Genomic DNA, 20,991 nt, shown 5'->3' with positions numbered 1-20,991 from the left:
ATAGGCCAAGCCCGTCTTTCCCAATGGCGAGCCGCTGTCAAAGCGGCCGGACGATCAACACGGCCGCGCGCGAGCGGGGCCGCCAAGGGAGAGGAAAACCATGGGCTCGCAGTCCAAGAACAATGGCGCCTTGCGGACGGGATGCTCGGTGCTCGCGCTTTCGGTCGGCGCTTCGCTGCTGACGGCCTTCGCGGCGGCGGCGCAAACCGCCCCGACGCCAGTCGCGCAAGACAACACCGCGGTCGAGGAGGTCGTGGTCACCGGCTTCCGCGCCAGCTTGACCAGCGCCATCAACACCAAGCGGGTCTCCAACAACATCGTCGACGTGATCAAGGCCGACGACATGGCCAGCTTCCCCGATGCGAACCTGGCCGAGTCCATCCAGCGCATTCCAGGCGTGTCGATCACCCGTGATGGCGGGGAGGGCCGCAACATCACGGTTCGGGGCCTGGGCGGCGACTTCGTCCGCACCACGCTCAACGGCATCGAGGCCTATTCGGCCACCACGGGCTCGACGCTCGGCGTGGTCGCCGGCATCAATCGCTCGCGCGGCTTCGACTTCTCGACCTTCGCCTCGGAGCTGTTCAACAGCGTCACCGTCAGCAAGTCGCAGTCGGCCGAGATGGACGAAGGCTCGCTGGCCGCCACGGTCGACCTGCAGACCGGCCGTCCGTTCGACAAGAAGGGCTTCCGCGCCGCCGCCTCGCTGCAGGGCGCCTACTACGACAACAACAAGACCAAAGCCCCGCGTTTCGCCGGTCTGATCAGCGACACCTGGGGCAATTTCGGAGCCTTGTTCTCCCTGGCCTACAGCAAGCGCAAGGCCATGGAAGAGGGCTATAGCGACACCTCGCAGTCGGACTATTCGGACGCGAACAACGGCTTCTGCGGCACCGCGACCAATGTCGCCGGCCAATCCGGCAACACGGTGATCAACACCCCCATCCCGTATGTGAATCCGCTGTCGGGCTCGGGCAACCGTCCGGCCGGCCAGTGCTTCTCGGGCCTGCCGTCGGATCCGACCGCCTATGCGGCGATCAACCGGCCCAATGTCTTCCTGCCCCGCAACCCCGGCCTCGGCCGCTTCCAGCTAGACCAGAAGCGCCTGGGCATGACCGGCGGCCTGCAATGGCGGCCGAGCGACAAGACCGACGTGACCCTGGATCTGGTCTACTCGCAGTTCGACCAGGACCGCTCCGACTACGCCCTGTCGAACGCTTCGCTGAACCGCAACGTCAACGGCGCCAGCGCGGCCTTCCCGCTGTTCGCCGGCCGGGTCGACTCCCAGATCATGGACGTGCACGTCCAAGACACCGGGCAGGTCGACTACATGAAGATCAACAACGTCGACATCAAACACATCGAGGAAAAGAGTCAGACCACCACCAAGACCCACCAGATCGGCCTGACCCTGGACCACCGCTTCAACGACCGCCTCAGCGTCAACGCCAAGGTCGGCCACTCGGGATCGGACTTCCAGCAGCCCTGGGACGTGCTGATGTCCTATGACGGCTTCAACAAGCCGGGCTACATCTGGGATGCGCGTAACGACGCCCGCCGCCCGTACATCAACTACGGCTACGACGTCACCAACCCCGCCAACGTCACCTTCACCAATGCCGGCACGGGCCTGACGCCCGACATCCGCGTCGTGAAGGCCGCGGTGTTCAACACGCTCTGGACCGGCGAAGCCAACGCCAAGTACCGCCTGAACGACGTCTTCACGATCAAGGGCGGCGTGTCGCTGAAGGCGTTCGACTTCCAGTCCAAGCAGGTGCAGCGCCTCTACGCCAATAACAGCTCCACGGCCGTGACGGCCACGGGCACGATCCCGTTCAACTTCGCGCAGTTCGCCGCCGACTTCCCCGGCACGGCGCCGCTGAGCGAGCAGGTCACGGGCTTCGGCAAACAGCTGGGCCTGCCGGCTGGCTCGGTCACCGGCTGGGTCGTGCCGAACGTCTCGGCCTACATCGACAAGCTGGGCCTGCTCTGCAACTGCGCCAACAAGTACGGCGACTTCACCCTGGCCATCAACTCGGCCCTGGGCAACAACCGCTCGGTCGAGGAGAAGGACACCGCCGCCTACCTGCAAGCCGACTTCGACACCGAGATCCTGGGCGGCCATCGCCTGCGCGGCAACGCCGGGGTGCGCTACGTCAAGACCGATCTGGACGCCACGGGCTACACCTCGCTGACCTCGCAGATCACGGTGAACCACAAGTACAGCGACTGGCTGCCGTCTCTGAACCTGGCCCTGGACCTTCGGGAAAACCTGGTCGCCCGCTTCGCCGCGGCCCGTGTCATGGCCCGCCCCAGCTTCGGCAATCTGACGCCCGGCGGCTCGGTGAACACGAACTTCGGCGCGCAATCGGCCTCGATCGGCAACCCGTTCCTGGATCCCTATCGCGCCAAGAACTACGACCTGAGCCTGGAATGGTACCCCTCCGAAGGCTCGATCGTCTCGGTCGCGCTCTTCGACAAGCAGATCGAGAGCTCGATCCAAACGATCGCGACGACCGAGGCTTACGGCACGACCGGCCTGCCGCTGGCCCTGCTGCCGGCCGGCCAGGACGCCTCGACGCCCTATCTGGTCACCCGTTCGCGCAACACCCAGGGCGGCTATATCCGGGGCCTGGAAGTCAACTACCAGCAGCCGTTCCACTTCCTGCCGGGCCTCCTGAAGAACACCGGCACGATGCTGAATTACACCTATGTGGACAGCTCGGTGCTCTATTATCTGTCGTCGGGCACGGCCACGACGCCGGCGACCCAGATCCACGACCAGTTCCTGAACGTCTCGCCGCACTCGGTGAACGCCACCCTGTACTACGAAGACCAGAAACTGTCGGCCCGCGTGTCGGTGGCCTATCGCGACGAGTACCTGACGGCCCTGCCGTTCAAGTCCGAAGTGCCGGACGCTAACGGCAGCTACGCCACCACCAATGTCGACGCGTCGGCCTCGTACAAGCTGACGCCCCACCTGAAGCTGACCTTTGACGCGCTCAACCTGACCAACCAGGCTGCGGACCAGTGGAGCGGCAAGGTCCGCCGCGCCCAGCGGGTGTTCAGCGTGACGGGGCGCCAGTTCTTCCTCGGCGCCTCGTACACCTTCTAAAGTCCTTCGCTCCCCCGAAGGTCGCCAGGCGCGGGTCGAAAGGCCCGCGCCTGGATCCTAACAACGCCATGACCTCTATCGCCGGCAAGGTGATCTGTCCTCGATGGGACCTTGACCGGCGCGAAAGCGCCGCTGCGTTCGGTTAGTGCACCGCCGAGGTGTCGACCACGCGGGTCGGCTTCGGGGCCAGCCAAATGATCAAGGCCGCGGCCACGAAAAGCACGGCCATGGCCAGGAAGACCTGGTTGGTCGCCAGCATCACGCTCTGGCCCTGGACCAGTTGGTCCACGGTCCCGCGCGCCTGCTCGGTCGACATGCCGACAGCGCCCATCTGGTCCATGACCGCCTGAGGATCGTTCAGCACGCCCGCCAAGTCGTTGTGATTGCGGCTGGCGTTGTCGGTCCACACCGTGCTGACGATCGAGGTGGCGATCGCGCCCGACAGGGTGCGGCAGAAGTTCATCAAACCCGCCGCGCTGGCGGTCTCCGGCTCGTCGACGCAGGCCAGGGCCAGGCCGGTCAGGGGCACGAAGAACAGCGGCATTCCAAAGCCCTGCAGCAGCAGCCATTGGCCGATGTCGAAGAAGCCCATCTGCGAATTGGCCTGGCTGCGCATCACCGTGATCAGGCCCATCCAGACCAGGCCGACGAACACCAGGCGGCGCGGGTCGACCTTCGCCGAAAGGCTGGCCGCGAACGGGGCCATCATCACCGCCGTGACGCCCAGCAACGCCGAAACGTGACCGGCGTCGGTGGCCGTGTAGCCCATGTTCTGCTGCAGCCACAGCGGGGTCAGCACATTGATCCCGAAGAAGGCCCCGAAGGCGACGCTGAGGGTGACGACGCTGGCGCTGTAGCCCCTATGCCGGAAGACGCGCAGATCGACGATCGGATTGGCGTCGGTCAGCTCCCAGATCAGGAAGGCCAGGAAGCCCAGCAGGGCGATGACGGCCAGGGTCACGATCAGGGGCGAGGCGAACCACTCGTGCTCCTTGCCGAGGTCGACCATGACCTGCAGCGCGCCGACCCAGATGGTCAGCAGGGCAAGGCCCACGACATCGACCCTGGCCGGGGCCAGCGGCGTTTCGTAGCGGTTCAAGAGCTTCCAGGCCAGCCAGCCGCAGATCGCGGCCACGGGCACGTTGATCCAGAAGATGAACGCCCAGCCGACATTGTCGCACAGGACGCCGCCCAGGATCGGACCCAGGATCGGCGCCACCAGGGTGGTCATCGCCCAGAGCCCCGTCGCCGCCGGAGCGTACTTTGGCGGGAAGACCTTCAGGAGCAGGGTTTGGGACAACGGCATCAGGGGACCGCCGCAGGCGCCTTGCAACACCCGGAACAGCACCAGGAGGCTCAAGGACGGCGCCAGGCCGCACAGGAACGAGAAGAGGCCAAAGCCCAACATGCCCAGCACGAACACCTTGACCGCCCCGAACCGCGCCGACAGCCAGCCCGTCAGCGGCACGACGACGGCCTCGGCCACGGCGTAGGAGGTGATCACCCATGTGCCCTGGCTGGGCGAAACGCCCAGGGCGCCGGCGATGTTCGAGACCGAGACGTTGGCGATGGTGGTGTCCAGCACCACCAGGAAGTTGGCGGCGGCCAGAATGAGGCCCGCGAAGATCATCATCGGACCGGACAGGGGCGGCGCGGGAGTCGGGGAAGCCTGGGCCATGACGGTGATCCTTGGAGGCTCGCGGGTGATCAGCGGCGGGTGTCGATGGCGGCGGTCATCGACAGACCGACGCGTAGCGGACGGGCCTTCAGCTCGGCGGGATCCAGCGCGATGCGCACCGGCAGCCGCTGCACCACCTTGATCCAGTTGCCCGTGGCGTTCTGAGCGGGGATCATGGCGAAGGCCGAGCCCGTGCCGCCCGACAGTCCCACGACCTTGCCGTGATAGGTCACCGAGCCTCCGTAAAGGTCGGACTTCAACTCGACCGGCTGGCCGATGGCCACCTTGCGCAGCTGGCCTTCCTTGAAGTTGGCGTCGACATAGGCCTGCTGGATCGGCGCGACCTGCATCAGCGGCGCGCCGGGCGCGACGCGCTGGCCGATCTGGACATTGCGGCGGGTGACGACGCCGTCGATCGGCGCGCGGATGACCGTGCGCTCGAGGTCCAGCTTGGCCTGCTCGACCCGGGCGCGGGCGGACGCGACCTCGGGATTGGTGTCGACCGTGGTCCCATCGGTCAGGGCGGCGTTGGCGGTCAGCGAGCCGACGGCGGCGGCGCGATTGGCCTGGGCCTGTGTCTCGGCGGCCTTGGCCGAGGCCGCGGCGGCCTGGGCGTTGGCGAAGGCGTTCTGGGCGCGGGTCAATTCGTCGCCGGACACCGCGCCATTGGCGGCCAAGGCCTTGCGGCGCTCAAGATCAATGCGGGCGCGCTCGAGATCGGCTTGGGCCGAGGCCAGGCTCGCGGCCGCGCGAGTCTGGTCGGCCTCGCGCGCGGTGATCTGAGCGGCCAGGCTCTGGTCGGTGGCGAGGTAGCCCCGCACGCGACGCTCGGCCTTGGCGAGATCGGCTTGGGCCGAGGCCAAGGCGATGCGGGCGTCGCTGTCATCGAGGGTCACCAGCACCTGACCGCGCGTGACGGTCTGAGTGTCCCGAACCTCGACGCTGCGCACGGGCCCGCCGACCAGCGGCGTGATCTGGGCGACATCGGCGGCGACATAGGCGTTGTCGGTCTCGACGTGGTGGGATCCGACCAGGGCGTACCAGGCGCCGTAGCCGAGGCCGGCGGCCAATGTCAGACCCGCCAGGCCCGCGAACAGCTGCTTGCGTTTCGAAGTGTCGGCGGCCTTGGGCGCGGACACGGCGACGGGGGTGTTGGCGGCCGGGCTTTGGCCAGAAGCTTCGTTGTCGAACATGGGAGCGGCTCCGGAGAGAATTTGGGTCAGGCGGCGCGGAAGCCGCCGCCGAGGGCGCGCACGAGCGCGATGTCGAGGGTGAAGGCGCGGGTCTCGAGGTCGGCGACGGCGCGTTGGTCGGCGATCATCGCGTCCTCCGCGGTCAGTACGTCGAGATAGGTCGACAGAGCGCCGCGATAGCGCTGGACGGCGATGTCGTGAGCGGCGACGGAGGCGCGCAGGGCCGCTCGGCTTTCGCTCAGGCGAACGTCCAGGGCGCGAGCGCTGACGGCGGCGTCCGCCACATCCTGAAGAGCCTTGGCCAGGGTCGCGTTGTAGGTGGCCACGGCGGCGTCGCGGTCGGCGGCCGCGCCGCGATAGTTGGCGCGCAAGGCCCCGCCCTCGAAGATCGGCAGGCGCACGGCCGGGCCGATCGAGCCGATCCGTGATCCGGCCTTGGTCAGGAGATCCAGGCCCAGCGCTTGCTGGCCGAAATAGGCCGACAGGTTCACATCGGGGTAGAACTGGGCCTTGGCCTGCTTGATGCGATGGCTCGCCGCCTCGGCGCGCAGGCGGGCGGCCACGACGTCGGGGCGTCGACCGATCAGGTCGACGCTCAGATCCGTCGGCAGGCCGAAGGCCTTGATCGCGCCGACCGTGGGACGAGCGATGGCCAGACCCCTGTCGGGACCCGCGCCCAACAGGGCGGCCAGGCGATTGCGGGTCAGGCCGATCTGTTCGTCCACCGAGGCCAGGTCGGCGCGCGCCGAGGCCAGGCGCGCCTCGGCCTGGTCGGCCGCGCCCTGGTTTTCCAGGCCGTTGGCGACCCGTTCGGCCGTGAGGCTGGCGGATTGTCGCCGGATGCGGACCGCGTCCTGACTGGCGTCGCGGTCCGCGAAGAGCCGCGCGAGATCGGCGTAGGCGGCGGCGATGTTGGTGGAGAGCGCCAGGCGCGCTTCGGCGGCGTCGGCCTGGGCGGCGTCGGCGTCCGATGTCGCCGCGGCGAGGGCCGCGCGATTCTTGCCGAAGAAGTCCAGCTCCCAGCCGAAATCCAGGGTGGTCCGGCCACTGTCGTTATAGCCGTGCGGCACGAACGCCGGAGGGACGCCGTTGTTGTAGCTCTGCTTGACCGAGGCATAGGCGCCGTTGGCCGCGAGGCTGGGCAGCGTCGCCGCGCGAGCTTGACTGGCGGCGGCCTCCGCCTTGGCCAAGCGGGCCTTGGCGACCGCCAGATCCGGCGCGTCGGCCAGGGCGTCGTCCATCAGAGCGTTCAGTTGCGCATCACCGTAGGTCGTCCACCACCGGTCCCGGGGCCAATCGGCGGCGGGCGCCGAAAGGCTGGTCGCCGATGCATAGGCGGCGGGGGGCTTCGGCGCCTGCGCGGGCGTGACGGCGGGGAGGGCGGCGCAAGCGCCAAGGCCGCTGGCCAGCAACAGGCTGGCGATCACGGCGCGGAGGGAGCTTGGGGAGGGCATCGGCTGCTCGTTTTCAAACCGTACAGTATGGTCTAATTATATTTCAGCATGACGGCGTCAAGCGAAAAGTGTACAGCTTGGTCCAGAAAAGAGATTGGGAGGCCGCGAACCGATGCGGGTGAAGAGCGAGGAGAAGCGGCTGGCCATTTTAGAGGCGGCCAAGAGCGTGTTCCTGGAGCGCGGTTATGGCTCGGCCAGCATGGCCGAGGTGTCCGCGCGCGTGGGCGGCTCCAAGCAGACGCTCTATAGCTACTTCGCGTCCAAGGAGGATTTGTTCGTCGCGGTGATGATCGAGAAGGGGGCCACCCAGGTGCAGCCGCTGTTCGACATCCTGCACGAGAACGACAACCTGGCGGAGGCGATTCACGACTTCGTTCTGGCGTTCCTGCGCTTCATCACGACGGACGAGGTCGTGGCTTTCCGCCGGATCGTCTATGCCGAAGGCGCCAAGTCGGACCTCGGGAAATTGTTCTACGAGAACGGGCCCAAGCGGGGCTGGACACGGATGGCCGAGGACTTCGAACAGGCGATGGACGCCGGCCGCATGCGCCGCGCCGATCCTTGGACGGCGGTTTACCAGCTTCACGCGCTCTGCGAGGCCGGACCCGTCCAGCGTCTGCTGGAGGGCTCGGGCGGCCCGATCGACGAGGCCACGCTTCTGGCCGTCGCGGACGCCGCGACCGACACCTTCATTCGCGCCTACGAGGTCCAGGCGCGGTAGCTGGCGGCGTCACCCTGGGCGTTGGTCCTCGTCAAGCCGCGCGGCGCCGCGGCGTTTTAAGACGCGCGCAGGGCGACGCGGCGGGGCCGCTACCCGCGCACCAGCTCCCGCATGGCCTTGTCCAGGCCTTCCAGGGTCAAGGGGAACATGCGGCCCGCCATGATCTGCTTCATGACGCCGATCGACTGGGTGTAATCCCAGTGCCGCTCGGGAGTCGGGTTCAGCCAGACGCAGCTCTGATAGATGTCGTTGACCCGCTGCATCCAGACGGCGCCGGGTTCCTCGTTCCAGTGCTCGACGCTGCCGCCCGGATAGGTGATCTCGTAGGGGCTCATGGTCGCGTCGCCGACGAAGATCACCTTGTAGTCGGCCGGGAACTTGTGCAGCACGTCGAAGGTCGGGATCTTCTCGGTGTGGCGCCGCTTGTTGTCCTTCCAGACCGCCTCGTAGAGGCAGTTGTGGAAGTAGTAGAACTCCAGGTTCTTGAACTCGGTCTTGGCGGCGCTGAACAGCTCTTCGCAGAGCTTGATGTGGCCGTCCATCGAGCCGCCGATGTCGAAGAAGATCAGCACCTTGATGGCGTTGCGACGCTCGGGGCGCAGCTGGATGTCCAGATAGCCCTTCTCGGCCGTGCCCTTGATCGTGCCGGGCAGGTCCAGTTCGTCGGCCGCGCCGGTGCGGGCGAACTTGCGCAGGCGTCGTAGCGCCACCTTGATGTTGCGGGTGCCCAGCTCGACCGAGTCGTCGAGGTTCTTGTACTCGCGCTTGTCCCAGACCTTGACCGCCCGGCCGTGGCGGCTCTTGTCCTGGCCGATCCGCACGCCCTCGGGATTGTAGCCGTTGTTGCCGAACGGACTGGTGCCGCCCGAGCCGATCATCTTGTTACCGCCCTCGTGGCGCTTCTTCTGCTCGCGCAGGCGCTCCTGCAGGGTCTCCATCAGCTTCTCGAAGCCGCCCATGGCCTCGATCGCGGCCTTCTCCTCGTCGGTCAGGAACCGCTCGGTCAGAGCCTTGAGCCACTCTTCGGGGATGTCGGCCGTGACGCCTTCGCCGACGGTTTCCAGGCCCTTGAAGACGTGTCCGAACACGCGGTCGAACTTGTCGAGGTTCTTCTCGTCCTTCACCAGGCTGGCGCGGGACAAAAAGTAGAAGTCCTCGACGGAGCGGTCGATGACGTCCTTGTCCAGGGCCTCCATCAAGAGGAGGTATTCGCGCAAGGACACCGGCACCTTGGCCTGGCGGAGCTCGGAGAAGAAGCGGAGGAACATCGGCGGCGCTTTCGAACAGATGTTCGAGAGAATGGAGGGTTCTGAAACGAGACGCAACCGGGCGAGTCGGCGCGGGCCCGCCGAACCGCCTCGGGCTGGTGACGCCCGCTCAGCCTCGCCGCAGGATGAACTCCAGGTCTCGCGTCTCGCCGACCGGGAAATAGTATTCGCCGACCTTCTCGAACCCCAGACGGCCATACAGTTTCTGGGCGCCGAAGTTCTCGGACCAGACGCCGATCCACAGCGGGCGGGGCCCGTCCTTTTCCAGCCAGTCCAGAGCCGTCTTCAGCAGGGCCGAACCCCGCCCGCCGCCCTGGCGGCTTCGCAGCACATAGAGGCGCTTCAGCTCGCCATGTTCGGGCCGGACGTCGTCGTGCGGCAAGTCGCAGGGACCCGCCAGCGCGTAGCCGATCGCCTCGCCGTCCTCGTCCTCCATCAGCCAGGTCGCCTTGTCGGGATGGGCCAGATCGTTCCGCGTGCGCTCCAGCCCGTAGGCATAGGCCAGGAAGGTTTCCAGATCCTCGGGCGGATAGAGGTGGGCGAAGGTTTCCGCGAAGGTGCGCGCGCCCAGGGTGGACACCGTGTCGGCGTCCTCGACCGTCGCGCGGCGGATGGTGGTGACGGCGTTCACGGTCTGACTCCTCCCTTGTCCGTCGCCCTCTATACCCGTTCGGCGCGCCGGGGCCATCGACGGCCGACCGCCGACGCGCGGACGGCTTGTGTCCTCTCGCGCGGGCGAGTACCACCGTCCGGCGCTTGGCCGCTTGGCGGCCGCGTCCGCGCGCGCTGTTCAGGAGGGGGAGGGGACGGAGCGGCTTCATCGCCCGCCGGCTTCTCTACAACATGGCCGACGTCACCATCGCCGACCACGCATCTCCCGCCGCCAGGACGGGGATCATCACCCTGGCCCGCCACGGCGAACCGGCGCTGTCGCGCAAGGTCAGGCTGAACGCCCCCGAATACGGCGCGTGGTGGGCGCGCTACGAGGTAGGCGGCCTCAAGGACGGCCAGAGCCCGCCGGACGGGCTGATCCAGATCGCCCGCGACGCCGACGTGATCATCGCCTCGACCCGCCGCCGCGCGATCGAGACCGCCAACGCGGTGGTCGCGGGCAAGGCCTACGCCGCCGACGAGGCCTTCATCGAGGCGCCGTTGCCGCCGCCGCCCTGGCCGACCTGGATCCGCATGTCGCCCAAGCGCCTCGGCTTCTTCGCCCGGTTCTGGTGGTGGTTCTTCGACCATCACGGGGGGCAGGAGACGCGCGCCCAGGCCGAGGCCCGCGCCGACCGGGCGGCCGATCGGCTGATCGCGCTGGCCGACCAGGGCCAGGACGTGCTGGTCCTGGCGCACGGGTTCTTCAATTGGATGATCGCCCGGTCGCTGAAGCGACGTGGGCTGACCAAGTTGCTCGACCAGGGTCACGGCTATTGGAGCCTGAAGCGGTTCCGCCGGACCTGATCGCGCAAAGCCTCTTCCCTTTACCATGCCATGGCTCTACGCCGTTGCCCGCATCGGCCTGGGCCACTAGGTTGATCGCCGTTCCCCCGAGAGTTGAAATGACCGACGCCGCCGCCATCCCCGCCGACATCTCTGGCCTGAGCTTCGAGGAAGCCCTGGCGCAGCTGGAACGGATCGTGGCCGAGCTGGAATCGGGCCAGGCGCCGCTGGAGCGCTCGATCGATATCTATGAGCGCGGGGCCGCGCTGAAGGCCCACTGCGAGAAGAAGCTGGAAGCCGCGCGTCTGAAGGTCGAGAAGATCGTCCTGGGCCAGGGCGGAACCGTCGCCGCCGAGCCGGCGGAGTTCAACTGATGACCCCACACCGCCCGGATAGCGAAGGGAGGCGCGCGTGACCGACCTCGCCAGGCGGATCGTCCAGGCCGCGGATATCGTCACGGTGGCGCTCGACGAGCTGCTGCCGCGCGCCGACGGGCCAGAAAGCCGCCTGACCGAGGCCATGCGATACGCCGCCTTGGGCCCCGGCAAGCGCTTGCGGCCGTTCTTCGCTCTCGAGACCGGCAAGATGTTCGACCTGGCCGAGCGGCCGGTGCTGCGGGCCGCCTGCGCGCTGGAGTGCATTCACGCCTACAGCCTGGTGCACGACGACCTGCCGGCCATGGACGACGACGACGTCCGCCGCGGCCGTCCGACAGTGCACAAGGCCTATGACGAGGCGACCGCCATCCTGGCGGGCGATGCGCTGCAGACGGCGGCCTTCGAGATCATGGCCCATCCCGACACCCACGACGACGGCCATGTCCGTTCGGAGCTGGTGCGCAAGCTGGCCATCGCCTCCGGCGCGCGCGGCATGGTCGGCGGCCAGATGATCGACATCCTGGGCGTCCGCGACGACCTGGGCGCGGTGGCGCGGATGCAGCGGCTGAAGACCGGCGCCCTGATCGCGTTCGCCTTCGAGATCCCGCTGATCATCGCCCGCGCCAAGGAAGCCGAGCGCGCCGCCCTGATGGCCTTCGCCCAGGACCTGGGGCTGGCCTACCAGATCGTCGACGACATCCTGGACGCCGAGGGCGACCCCAAGACACTGGGCAAGGCCGCCGGCGGCAAGGACGCCGCCATGGGCAAGACCAACTATGTCACGCTTCTGGGCCTCGACGCGGCCAAGGAGCGCGTGACGCTTTTGGCCGAACAGACCCGTTCCCATCTCGAAATCTTTGGCGATCGCGCCGAACATCTTCGCGAAAGCGTGGATTTCGTGCTGGACCGCCGCAACTGACCGCGCTTTCTTCCGACATGCCCTCCAAGACCCCCTTGCTCGACACCATTGCTTCGCCCGCCGACACGCGGGGGCTTTCGATCGCCGAGCTGAAGCAGCTGGCCGCCGACGTGCGCGCCGAGACGATCGATGCGGTGTCGGTGACGGGCGGCCACCTGGGCGCGGGGCTGGGCGTGGTCGAGCTGACCGTGGCGCTGCACCACGTGTTCGAAACGCCTCGGGACATTTTGATCTGGGATGTCGGCCACCAGGCCTATCCGCACAAGATCCTGACCGGCCGGCGCGACCGCATCCGCACCCTGCGCCAGGGCGGCGGGCTGTCGGGCTTCACAAAGCGGGCCGAGAGCGAATACGACCCGTTCGGCGCGGCCCACGCGGCCACCTCGATCTCGGCGGCCCTGGGCTTCTGCGCCGCGCGCGACGCGAAAGGCGAGGACAACAGCGTCATCGCCGTGATCGGCGACGGTTCGCTGGGCGCGGGCATGGCCTATGAGGCGATGAACGCGGCGACCGACGCCACCAAGCGCCTGATCGTCATCCTCAACGACAACGACATGTCGATCGCCCCGCCGGTCGGCGGCATGAGCGCCTATCTGGCCAACCTGGTCTCGGGCGGCGCCTATCGCTCGGTGCGCAAGCTGGGCAAGACCGTCGTCGAGAAACTGCCGACCCCGATGCGGGAAGCCGCCCGCAAGGCCGAGGAATACGCGCGGGGCATGGTCACCGGCGGCACCTTCTTCGAGGAGCTGGGCTTCTACTATATCGGCCCGATCGACGGCCACGACATGGACGCCCTGGTCAGCGTGCTGAAGAACGCCAAGGCGTTCCAGGACAAGCCGGTGCTGGTCCATTGCGTCACCCAGAAGGGCAAGGGCTACGCCCCGGCCGAGGGCGCGGCCGACAAGCTGCACGCCGTGGCCAAGTTCGACGTGGTCACCGGCCAGCAGCAGAAGGCGGCCGGCGGCCCGCCCAGCTATACCAAGGTCTTCGCCCAGGAGCTGATCAAGCAGGCGGCCAAGGACGACAAGATCGTCGCCATCACCGCCGCCATGCCCTCGGGTACCGGGCTGGATCTGTTCCAGAAGGCCTATCCGGAGCGCACCTTCGACGTCGGCATCGCCGAGCAGCACGCGGTGACCTTCGCCGCCGGCCTGGCCGCCGACGGCATGAAGCCGTTCGCGGCGATCTATTCGACCTTCCTGCAGCGCGGCTATGATCAGGTGGTCCACGACGTGGCCATCCAGCGTCTGCCGGTGCGCTTCGCCATGGACCGCGCCGGCCTGGTGGGCGCCGATGGTCCGACCCACGCCGGCAGCTTCGACATCGGCTTCATGGGGGCCTTGCCCGGCATGGTGCTGATGGCGGCCGCCGACGAGGTGGAGCTGGCCCGGATGGTCGCCACCGCCGCCGCCATCGACGACCGCCCCAGCGCCTTCCGCTATCCGCGCGGCGAGGGCCTGGGCCTGGACCTGCCCGAGATCGCCGATCCGCTGGAGATCGGCAAGGGCCGCATCGTCCGCGAGGGGACCAGCGTCGCCATCGTCTCGTTCGGCGCGCGCCTCTCCGAAAGCCTGAAGGCCGCCGACCTGCTGGCCGCGCGCGGCTTGTCGGCCACGGTCTGCGACGCCCGCTTCGCCAAGCCGCTCGACCTTGACCTGTTGCTGCGCCTGGCGCGCGAACACGAGGCGATCGTCACGGTGGAGGAGGGCGCCATGGGCGGCTTCGGCGGCTTCGTGCTGCAGGCCCTGGCCCAGCACGGCGCTCTGGATCGCGGCCTGAAGATCCGCACCCTGTGCCTGCCCGACGTCTTCCAGGACCAGGACAAGCCCGACGCGATGTACGCCGAAGCCGGCCTCGACGCCGACGGCATCCTGCGCGGGGCGCTCTCGGCGCTGGGCATGGACAATGTCAGCGCGGCGGGGGCGGGGCGTAGGGCCTAGGGGCGCTCTGAGAGGGGCTGGCTTCCGGCTAGCGGTGAAGGTCGGGTTTCTGAAAGGAGACCCGAGGCGGCTTTCGACCCATGGCGGATCTTGCACGTCTGGCACGCTACGATGTTCCGCGCCTCGGCGAGAGACCGATCAAGACCCATTGCGAAGGTGAAGGGTCCTTCCATTCCGATCCCTTTCTCAGCCAACCATTCAAGCTTGTCTGCCCGGTTGAGTTGTGGAACCGTCGCCGCATCGGAGGGGCAATGATCCAGATTTTTTTCGGTGACGACGAGCACACGGCGGCCGAAGGGCCTTACGTGCGCATGCTGAAGGCCAGGAAGTGGTTGTACATTTCGTCGGCGCTTGCAGTCCTTCACAGCTTCCGCCTGATCGACCTCAAGTCGTTGAAGAAGCTTTCTGGCGGTCTCATTCCTGCCAGCGATAAGGATCTATGGTTGGCCACATGGGTGATTGGCTCAGGACTATTGTACCTCATTGTGCAGTACGTCTTGATCTGTTTCCAGTTGGGCGCTGCTTATCATCGCGTTCTCGATATACGGCTGCCCGATAGTCAAGAAGGGATGAACATTCAGAACGTCATGCGAGGCGCGCGACGCGCGCTAAAAAAGCTCGAGATGAAGAGACAAATTGAGCAAGATTTAGCTCGGTCGACTCTCCAGACAGACGAAGAAATCGAGAAGCAGCGAGCGGCGATCAACGCGAACTTTCTCGACCTCATCGAGAGTAGAACCGGCGACCCAACCTTCACCCCAGCCTTCCGTATCCCCGAGGTTGCAATCGATTTGCTCCGCGCCGCGCCGCCGCTGATTGCTGCTATCTCGGCACTCTTACACCTGATCGTCGCTCGCCCAGGCCTTTAGCGGCTCGGTCTGAGCCGACTTTCGATAGATCGCCTTCCCACCCATTTCAAAACTTCAATTGGTCGTCATCCCGCGCTTCATGCGCGGGACCCATTCGTCCGCCGCAGGGCGGGGCCCGAATGGCCTTATCCAGTAAAAGCTGAACCATGGGTCCCGCGCATGAAGCGCGGGATGACGGGTATCAAGATCCACTAAGCTCCACACGCTTTGAAGAACGCCCGCACGCGGCCACGATCGGCGCCGGTCGCCGCCAGGCTGTGCCGCTCGCCCTCGGTCACCAGCGTCAGCTCGCCCGTGCGCTTGAACGCCGCCAGCGCCGGCGCGCTGGCCTTGCCGTGGGCTTCGAGGTGGCCGGTCTCGCTCATCTCGTCGGCCACGTGCGCGCCGGGGAAGCGGCTCTCGGCCCGCCCCGACGCCAGGACCAGTTCCTTGTCGGGCGCCTCGACCCATGCCGTGATCTCGTCGCGACCCGGCTGGCAGGTGAACATCAGCGCCACGTCGTCGCTGTCGGGGCGGCCATAGGCCAGGCGAGGGGGCTCGGAGCCGCCTTCGAGATAGGCCCAGCGGTAGCCGTCGAGGCCCGCCTTCTCGTGCGCGCAGCCCGCCAGCAGCGTGGCGAAGCCCAGGGCGGCGAAGGCGATGCGGCGTTTCATGACGGCCCCTCCTACGGCGATCAACGCCGGAGAGACCTGAACGGCTCCTGAAACGGATCGGGCGCGGAAGCCTCGCGGCCGCCGCGCCCGAAGGTCTTTTAGATCTCTCGAGCGCTTAGAACGGCGAGAACTTCTCGATCAGCGACTGGCCGGCCGGGGTCTTCTGGACGCGGCTGATGTCGCCGCGGCCGCCGTAGCTGATGCGGGCCTCGGCGATCTGGGTGTGCTTGATCGTGTTGGCCGACGAGATGTCCTCGGGACGCACGATGCCGGCGACGGTCAGCTGGCGCACCTCGGCGTTGGTGCGGACTTCCTGGGTGCCCTGGATGACCATGTTGCCGTTCGGCAGGACCGAGCTGACCACGGCGGCGATGGTCAGGCTGATCTTTTCCGAGCGCTGCACGCTGCCGGCGCCGGCGTTATTGGTCGTCGAGTTGGTTTCCAGCGCGTTCGCGGCGCTGAAGCCGCCCGGCAGGATCTTCCCGAGGCTCGATTCAAGGCCCAGCAGGTGCGGCACGCCCGCCTTGGTGCCCGAGGTGCGCGAGCTGGCGGTCTGGTTCTTGGTGTTGGCGCTGTCGTCGATGTCGATCAGCACGGTCAGGATGTCGCCGACCCGGCTGGCGCGCTGGTCGTTGAAGAAGGCGCGGGCGCCGACGCGCCACAGCGAGTTGGCCGAGGCCGGCTGGGGCGCCGGCTCGCGGGCGGAGACGAACTGCTGCTGGATCGGGGCCAGCTGGGCGGGATAGCCGACCGGGGCCAGGTCGGGGCCCTTGACGGCTTCCTTGACGGTCGAGCAGGCGGCCAGCGGGGCCAGGAGGAGGGCGGCGGCGATGAGGACGGGGCGACGCATGGGCGGAAACTCCTAGCGAGCGGCGAAGCGGACGGGTTGCGAGCGAGCTTGCAAGGCCTGGGCCTGCGGACCGACGACGGCGGCCCCCGGGCCGGTCGCGACGGCCTGGATGATCTTCTTGGACAGGGTGTTCTGGACGGTGAAGATCTCGCCGGCGGCGGCGTTGGTCATCGCCTTGCCTTGAAGCGAAAGGGAAATTCCGTCGTCTTCATAGGTGACGGTGATCAGCTCGCCGGTCTTGATGACCTGGGCGGCCGAGACGTCGTGGCTCTGGGCCGCGGCGCCTTCACGCAGGGGGCGCTTGGCGACCATGCCGATCATGGCGTCGGCGTCGCGGGGGGCGTCGAACGGCGCGCCGGCCATTTTCACCCAGATCAGGTCCTCGGGCTGCAAGACCTCCCCGGTGGCGATGCCGCGGGCGTAGGCAAGAACTTCCACATTGCCGCGCGCCGCCGTGGGGCGGGCCCCCGGCGCGCCGCCTTGCGAAACGCCGCCGTTGTCGGCGCCCTCGCGGACGATGATGCGGCGAACGCCGTTGGCGTTGTTCCAGTCGAAGCCGGCGCGGTGGGCCATGACCTGCACCTGGCCCGCGTCCAGCACGGCGGTCGGGCCTAGACGCTGGCCGACCATCAGGTTGGCGGCCGGGCCGCTGACGCCGTCGAACAGGTCGCCCAGGGTGATGCGGCCGTCGGCGTCGGTGGTGTCCATCCGCAGGGTCACCGGGGTTCCGGCGGTGGCCGGCGTGGCGAAGGCCAGGGCGGCGGCGGTCAGGATCAGGAAGTTCTTCATGAGCTTACGACCTCATCTGCGAGGTGGTTTGCAGCATCTGATCGGCCGTGGTGATCACCTTCGAGTTCATCTCGTAGGCGCGCTGGGCCGTGATCAGGGCGGTGATTTCCGAGACCGAGTCGACGTTCGAGGCTTCGGTGTAGTTCTGCAGCAGGGTCCCGAAACCCGGCTGGCCCGGCGCCGCTAGGTTGGCCGCGCCCGAACCGCCCGTTTCCAGGAAAAGGTTGTCGCCGATCGCTTCCAGCCCGCCCTCGTTCATGAAGTTGGCCAGTTGCAGCTGGCCGACGGTCTGCGGCGCGGGTTGGCCGTCCAGCGTGACCTGCACCAGGCCGGTCTTGCTGATCGTGATGCCGGTGGCGTTCTGCGGAATGGTGATGCCCGGCTGGACGACGTAGCCGTCCTCGGTGACCACCTGGCCCTGGTCGTTGGTCGAGAAGTTGCCGGCGCGCGTATAGGCCGTCTCGCCCGAGGGCAGCAGGATCGGCAGGTAGCCCTTGCCCTGGATGGCGACGTCCAGCGGATTGTTGGTCAGGGTCGGGGTGCCCTGCTCGGTGATCCGATAGACCGAGCCGGCCTTGACGCCGCCGCCGACCTGGACGCCGGTCGGGACGATATTGCCGTTGCTGGACGACTGGGCGCCGGCCCGCTCGTAAGTCTGGTACAGAAGGTCCTGGAACTCGGCCCGTTGGCGCTTGAAGCCCACGGTGTTCATGTTGGCGATGTTGTTCGAGATGACCTCGACGTTCAGCTGCTGGGCGGCCATGCCCGAGGCGGCGGTGCGGAGAGCTTGCATCGGCTAGCGTCCCTTAATTGACCTTGCCCAGCCGATCGACGGCCGTGCGGGAGAGTTCGGAAGTGTTGTCCATCATCTTCGACACGCCCTCGTAGGCGCGCTGAACCTCGATCAGCTTGGTGATCTCGACGACGGAGTTGACGTTGCTGGCTTCCAGCATTCCCTGCTGGACCTGGGCGTCGGGCGCGACCTGCGGGGTCGTGTTGGACGTATTGCGAAACAGGTTGTCGCCGTCCTTGGCGAAGCTGGACAGGTCGTCGGGGCGAACCACGGCGATCTTGCCGACCCGGACCGCGCCCTGCGTGACCGTGCCGTCCTTGCCGATCGAGACCGGGCCCAGGGCCGGGTCGATGGTCAGTTCGCCGCCGCCCTCGTCCAGGACGGAATTGCCGCCCTGGGTGACCAGCTTGCCTTCGGGGTTGGTCGTGAAGCGGCCGTCGCGGGTGTAGCGCTCGCCGGCCGGCGTCTGGACCCGGAAGAAGCCCTTGCCCTCGATGGCCACGTCCAGGTCGCCGCCGGTCTTGGTCAGCGCGCCTTGCGTGAAGTCGCGGGCGAGGCCCGAATCCAGCACGAACTTGACCGGCGAGCTCCCGTCCAGGGTCTTGGCCGGCTTGGCCTCCTCGGTGCGGACCATTAGGTCCTCGGTCTTGAAGCCGATCGTGTTGGCGTTGGCGATGTTGTTGGCCACGATGTCGAGCTGGCGGCGCAGCGTCATCTGACGCGACAGGCCGACGTAGAGCGCGTTGTCCATGGCGAGTTAACTCGGGCGGCTGGCGCGACAAATGCGCCGCAACCCTTGAAGCAACCTTCGTGCCAGCGCCAAAACGCCTTATAAATCAATGAATAGGAAGGTTAATGCCGGGGTGTGGGTCGGAGTCTGCCGGGCAGATTCAGCCTGCGACCAAATGGCCGCCAAAACACATCGTTAACCATGTCTCGCGCATGTGTATGGGCATAGATTCCAAGGAACCGCGCGCGTGGCCAAGAAACCCGAAAAGGAAGCTCCCGCTCCCGAAGGCGAAGACGGCGCCGCGGAAGGCGAAGCCCCGGCCAAGAAGAAGCCGCCGATCCTGATCATCGCCATCGCGGCGGGCGTTCTGGTGCTGGGCGGCGGCGGGGCCGCGGCCTTCTTCCTGCTGAAGCCCAAGCCCGAAGCGGCGGCGGGCGAGCACGGCAAGGAAAAGAAGGAAAAGAAGAAGGAAGAAAAGAAGGAAGAGAAGGGCAAGGAAGGCGAAAAGGGCAAGGAAGGCGCCGCTGGCGGCGCCGGCGTCCCGGTCATCAAGGACGGCCCCGATGGGGTGGTGTTCTACACCCTGCCCGACATCGTCGTGAACATGCAGACGGCCGACGGCAAGTCGACCTTCCTGAAGCTGAAATTGACCTTCGAGCTGCCGGACCACGATACGGCCGATGCTTTGACGCCGAATCTGCCCAGGCTGCAGGACATGTTCCAGACCTTCCTGCGCGAGCTGCGCCCCGAGGACCTGAACGGTTCGCAGGGCACCTACCAGCTGCGCGTCGAATTGCTGCGCCGCGTGAACCTGGTCGCCGCGCCGGCCAAGGTGAACGCGGTCCTCATCGAGGAGATGCTGATCAACTAGGCCTCTGGCCGGTTGGGCGAAGGATCATGGCGGACGAACTCGACGATCAGGCGGCGATGGCCCAATGGGCCGAGCAGAACCCCACGGGCGCTCTTGGCGAGGGCGGCGAGGGGACCAACGCGTTCGGCGACTTCTCGGGCGGCATGGGCGGCTGGGACGATGGCGGCGGCGAGGCGGGCTCCGAGCGCATCCTGAACCAGGACGAGATCGATAGTCTTCTGGGCTTTGATCTTTCGGGCGACGGCGGCGACGACCGCACCGGCATCCGCGCCATCATCAACTCGGCGCTGGTCAGCTACGAGCGCCTGCCGATGCTGGAAATCGTCTTCGACCGCCTGGTGCGGTTGATGACGACGTCCCTGCGGAACTTCACCTCCGACAACGTCGAGGTCAGCCTCGACAACATCAGTTCGATCCGTTTTGGCGACTATCTGAACTCGATCCCGCTGCCGGCGATCCTGGCGGTGTTCCGGGCCGAGGAGCTGGACAACTACGGCCTGCTGACGGTCGACTCGAACCTGATCTACTCGATCGTCGACGTGCTGCTGGGCGGCCGTCGCGGCACGGCGGCGATGCGCATCGAGGGTCGGCCCTACACCACGATCGAGCGCGTGCTGGTGCAGCGGATGATCGAGGTGGTGCTGCACGATCTGAAGAGCGCCTTCGAGCCGCTGCACCCGGTCAGCTTCTCGCTGGACCGTCTGGAGACCAACCCGCGCTTCGCCGCCATCGCCCGGCCGGCCAACGCGGCGATTCTGGTCAAGCTGCGCATCGACATGGAAGACCGGGGCGGGCGCATCGAGCTTCTGCTGCCCTACGCCACGCTGGAGCCCATCCGGAAGATGCTGCTGCAGCAGTTCATGGGCGAGAAGTTCGGCCGAGACAACATCTGGGAAGGCCACTTGGCCACCGAGCTGTGGACCACCCAGATGGAGGTCCGCGCCGTGCTGGACGAGCAGCAGGTGCCGCTCTCGCGCGTGCTGAACATGCAGGTCGGCGACACCCTGATGCTGAACGCCACGCCCGACAGCCTGGTCGAGCTGCGCGCCGGCGCCATTCCGCTGACGCGCGGCCGCATGGGCCGGCGCAACCACGCGATCGCCATCCGGGCCGAGGCGCCGCTGACGCCGGCCGCCAAGAAGGCCGTGCAGAAACTGAAATGAGCCTCGTCGCCTTCGCCATGAACGGGTTCCTGGCGGTGCTGCTGATCGCGGCGCTGGCCTTCGGCTGGCGTTTGGAGCGCCGCCTGAAGGCTCTGCGCGACAGCCACGAGGGCTTCGCCAAGGCCGTCAAGGAACTGGACCAGGCCGCCGCGCGGGCCGAACAGGGGCTGG

The 20,991-nt window shown here is 67.2% G+C and carries 19 protein-coding genes and 1 pseudogene; 10 read left to right on the top strand and 10 right to left on the bottom strand.

Going from position 1 to position 20,991, the window contains the following annotated elements; translation table 11 throughout:
* Window positions 1-100: 100 nt before the first annotated feature.
* On the top strand, window positions 101-3,115 hold the full coding sequence (locus FCU40_RS09200) for a TonB-dependent receptor (RefSeq protein WP_168074499.1): 3,015 nt from the start codon (window positions 101-103) through the stop codon (window positions 3,113-3,115).
* A gap of 142 nt (window positions 3,116-3,257) precedes the next feature.
* Here FCU40_RS09200 and FCU40_RS09195 read toward each other — a convergent pair whose 3' ends face one another.
* Genes FCU40_RS09195 through FCU40_RS09185 form a run of 3 tightly spaced genes read right to left on the bottom strand, consistent with a single transcriptional unit; the run spans window position 3,258 to window position 7,440 of the window.
* Window positions 3,258-4,793, bottom strand: a complete 1,536-nt coding sequence (locus FCU40_RS09195) for a DHA2 family efflux MFS transporter permease subunit (RefSeq protein ID WP_168074497.1) — start codon at window positions 4,791-4,793, stop codon at window positions 3,258-3,260.
* Window positions 4,794-4,822: 29 nt separating this feature from the next.
* The gene (locus FCU40_RS09190; RefSeq protein ID WP_175582068.1) at window positions 4,823-5,986 is read right to left on the bottom strand and encodes an HlyD family secretion protein; all 1,164 of its coding nucleotides are present in this window, start codon (window positions 5,984-5,986) and stop codon (window positions 4,823-4,825) included.
* 26 nt (window positions 5,987-6,012) lie between these two features.
* Window positions 6,013-7,440 (bottom strand): efflux transporter outer membrane subunit, encoded by a 1,428-nt coding sequence (locus tag FCU40_RS09185; RefSeq protein WP_168074495.1) that lies wholly within the window; start codon window positions 7,438-7,440, stop codon window positions 6,013-6,015.
* Window positions 7,441-7,552: 112 nt separating this feature from the next.
* Between FCU40_RS09185 and FCU40_RS09180 the strand changes: the two genes are divergently transcribed.
* Window positions 7,553-8,161, top strand: coding sequence for a TetR/AcrR family transcriptional regulator (locus FCU40_RS09180; protein WP_168074493.1), 609 nt, complete (start codon window positions 7,553-7,555; stop codon window positions 8,159-8,161).
* 89 nt (window positions 8,162-8,250) lie between these two features.
* Here FCU40_RS09180 and FCU40_RS09175 read toward each other — a convergent pair whose 3' ends face one another.
* Both FCU40_RS09175 and FCU40_RS09170 read right to left on the bottom strand, forming a co-directional pair.
* On the bottom strand, window positions 8,251-9,429 hold the full coding sequence (locus FCU40_RS09175) for a VWA domain-containing protein (protein ID WP_004618422.1): 1,179 nt from the start codon (window positions 9,427-9,429) through the stop codon (window positions 8,251-8,253).
* 109 nt (window positions 9,430-9,538) lie between these two features.
* Window positions 9,539-10,060, bottom strand: a complete 522-nt coding sequence (locus FCU40_RS09170; protein WP_168074491.1) for a GNAT family N-acetyltransferase — start codon at window positions 10,058-10,060, stop codon at window positions 9,539-9,541.
* Window positions 10,061-10,272: 212 nt separating this feature from the next.
* Between FCU40_RS09170 and FCU40_RS09165 the strand changes: the two genes are divergently transcribed.
* The 5 genes from FCU40_RS09165 to FCU40_RS09145 all read left to right on the top strand — a co-directional run bounded on the left by FCU40_RS09165 (window position 10,273) and on the right by FCU40_RS09145 (window position 14,971).
* A complete protein-coding gene (locus tag FCU40_RS09165; RefSeq protein ID WP_168074489.1) occupies window positions 10,273-10,887 on the top strand; it encodes a histidine phosphatase family protein in 615 nt (204 codons plus the stop codon).
* Between the two features lie 98 nt (window positions 10,888-10,985).
* Window positions 10,986-11,240: an exodeoxyribonuclease VII small subunit gene (locus FCU40_RS09160; RefSeq protein ID WP_004618428.1), complete on the top strand. Its 255-nt coding sequence runs from the start codon at window positions 10,986-10,988 to the stop codon at window positions 11,238-11,240.
* Between the two features lie 37 nt (window positions 11,241-11,277).
* Window positions 11,278-12,162, top strand: coding sequence for a polyprenyl synthetase family protein (locus FCU40_RS09155; RefSeq protein WP_168074487.1), 885 nt, complete (start codon window positions 11,278-11,280; stop codon window positions 12,160-12,162).
* A gap of 17 nt (window positions 12,163-12,179) precedes the next feature.
* Entirely contained in the window at window positions 12,180-14,102 is a 1,923-nt protein-coding gene (gene dxs / locus FCU40_RS09150; RefSeq protein WP_168074485.1) for a 1-deoxy-D-xylulose-5-phosphate synthase, read from the top strand.
* A gap of 80 nt (window positions 14,103-14,182) precedes the next feature.
* Complete coding sequence (locus FCU40_RS09145; RefSeq protein WP_168074483.1) at window positions 14,183-14,971, top strand: hypothetical protein; 789 nt, start codon at window positions 14,183-14,185, stop codon at window positions 14,969-14,971.
* Window positions 14,972-15,162: 191 nt separating this feature from the next.
* Here FCU40_RS09145 and FCU40_RS09140 read toward each other — a convergent pair whose 3' ends face one another.
* The 5 genes from FCU40_RS09140 to flgF all read right to left on the bottom strand — a co-directional run bounded on the left by FCU40_RS09140 (window position 15,163) and on the right by flgF (window position 18,807).
* The gene (locus FCU40_RS09140; RefSeq protein ID WP_168074482.1) at window positions 15,163-15,624 is read right to left on the bottom strand and encodes a hypothetical protein; all 462 of its coding nucleotides are present in this window, start codon (window positions 15,622-15,624) and stop codon (window positions 15,163-15,165) included.
* Window positions 15,625-15,739: 115 nt separating this feature from the next.
* Window positions 15,740-16,474, bottom strand: coding sequence for a flagellar basal body L-ring protein FlgH (gene flgH, locus FCU40_RS09135; protein ID WP_004618439.1), 735 nt, complete (start codon window positions 16,472-16,474; stop codon window positions 15,740-15,742).
* Between the two features lie 12 nt (window positions 16,475-16,486).
* Window positions 16,487-17,263 (bottom strand): flagellar basal body P-ring formation chaperone FlgA, encoded by a 777-nt coding sequence (flgA, locus tag FCU40_RS09130; protein WP_168074481.1) that lies wholly within the window; start codon window positions 17,261-17,263, stop codon window positions 16,487-16,489.
* 4 nt (window positions 17,264-17,267) lie between these two features.
* Window positions 17,268-18,056 (bottom strand): flagellar basal-body rod protein FlgG, encoded by a 789-nt coding sequence (flgG, locus tag FCU40_RS09125; RefSeq protein ID WP_004618443.1) that lies wholly within the window; start codon window positions 18,054-18,056, stop codon window positions 17,268-17,270.
* A gap of 13 nt (window positions 18,057-18,069) precedes the next feature.
* Complete coding sequence (gene flgF / locus FCU40_RS09120) at window positions 18,070-18,807, bottom strand: flagellar basal-body rod protein FlgF (RefSeq protein WP_004618446.1); 738 nt, start codon at window positions 18,805-18,807, stop codon at window positions 18,070-18,072.
* 226 nt (window positions 18,808-19,033) lie between these two features.
* On the opposite strand from flgF, the gene fliL reads away from it, so the two are divergent.
* The 3 genes and pseudogenes from fliL to FCU40_RS09105 all read left to right on the top strand — a co-directional run.
* Window positions 19,034-19,657 (top strand): flagellar basal body-associated protein FliL, encoded by a 624-nt coding sequence (fliL, locus tag FCU40_RS09115; RefSeq protein WP_004618447.1) that lies wholly within the window; start codon window positions 19,034-19,036, stop codon window positions 19,655-19,657.
* A 26-nt stretch (window positions 19,658-19,683) separates the two neighbouring features.
* The gene (gene fliM, locus FCU40_RS09110; protein WP_035017130.1) at window positions 19,684-20,820 is read left to right on the top strand and encodes a flagellar motor switch protein FliM; all 1,137 of its coding nucleotides are present in this window, start codon (window positions 19,684-19,686) and stop codon (window positions 20,818-20,820) included.
* Window positions 20,817-20,991 (top strand): annotated as a pseudogene (locus tag FCU40_RS09105) (flagellar positioning protein PflI); the annotation flags it as partial. The gene fliM and the pseudogene FCU40_RS09105, both read left to right, overlap by 4 nt.

This window comes from Caulobacter sp. SSI4214 (assembly GCF_012184455.1).
GTDB lineage: Bacteria > Pseudomonadota > Alphaproteobacteria > Caulobacterales > Caulobacteraceae > Caulobacter > Caulobacter vibrioides_E.
The sequence above is the reverse complement of the archived record's forward strand: the minus strand, read 5'-3'. Positions and strand labels throughout refer to the sequence as shown.

Coding starts and splice junctions, on each gene's coding strand:
- FCU40_RS09140 (WP_168074482.1), bottom strand. CDS start 15,624: ATGAAACGCCGCATCGCCTTCGCCGCCCTGGGCTTCGCCACGCTGCTG.
- FCU40_RS09200 (WP_168074499.1), top strand. CDS start 101: ATGGGCTCGCAGTCCAAGAACAATGGCGCCTTGCGGACGGGATGCTCG.
- FCU40_RS09165 (WP_168074489.1), top strand. CDS start 10,273: ATGGCCGACGTCACCATCGCCGACCACGCATCTCCCGCCGCCAGGACG.
- FCU40_RS09160 (WP_004618428.1), top strand. CDS start 10,986: ATGACCGACGCCGCCGCCATCCCCGCCGACATCTCTGGCCTGAGCTTC.
- FCU40_RS09190 (WP_175582068.1), bottom strand. CDS start 5,986: ATGTTCGACAACGAAGCTTCTGGCCAAAGCCCGGCCGCCAACACCCCC.
- flgF (WP_004618446.1), bottom strand. CDS start 18,807: ATGGACAACGCGCTCTACGTCGGCCTGTCGCGTCAGATGACGCTGCGC.
- flgG (WP_004618443.1), bottom strand. CDS start 18,056: ATGCAAGCTCTCCGCACCGCCGCCTCGGGCATGGCCGCCCAGCAGCTG.
- fliM (WP_035017130.1), top strand. CDS start 19,684: ATGGCGGACGAACTCGACGATCAGGCGGCGATGGCCCAATGGGCCGAG.
- flgH (WP_004618439.1), bottom strand. CDS start 16,474: ATGCGTCGCCCCGTCCTCATCGCCGCCGCCCTCCTCCTGGCCCCGCTG.
- FCU40_RS09175 (WP_004618422.1), bottom strand. CDS start 9,429: ATGTTCCTCCGCTTCTTCTCCGAGCTCCGCCAGGCCAAGGTGCCGGTG.
- FCU40_RS09185 (WP_168074495.1), bottom strand. CDS start 7,440: ATGCCCTCCCCAAGCTCCCTCCGCGCCGTGATCGCCAGCCTGTTGCTG.
- flgA (WP_168074481.1), bottom strand. CDS start 17,263: ATGAAGAACTTCCTGATCCTGACCGCCGCCGCCCTGGCCTTCGCCACG.
- dxs (WP_168074485.1), top strand. CDS start 12,180: ATGCCCTCCAAGACCCCCTTGCTCGACACCATTGCTTCGCCCGCCGAC.
- FCU40_RS09195 (WP_168074497.1), bottom strand. CDS start 4,793: ATGGCCCAGGCTTCCCCGACTCCCGCGCCGCCCCTGTCCGGTCCGATG.
- FCU40_RS09145 (WP_168074483.1), top strand. CDS start 14,183: ATGGCGGATCTTGCACGTCTGGCACGCTACGATGTTCCGCGCCTCGGC.
- FCU40_RS09180 (WP_168074493.1), top strand. CDS start 7,553: ATGCGGGTGAAGAGCGAGGAGAAGCGGCTGGCCATTTTAGAGGCGGCC.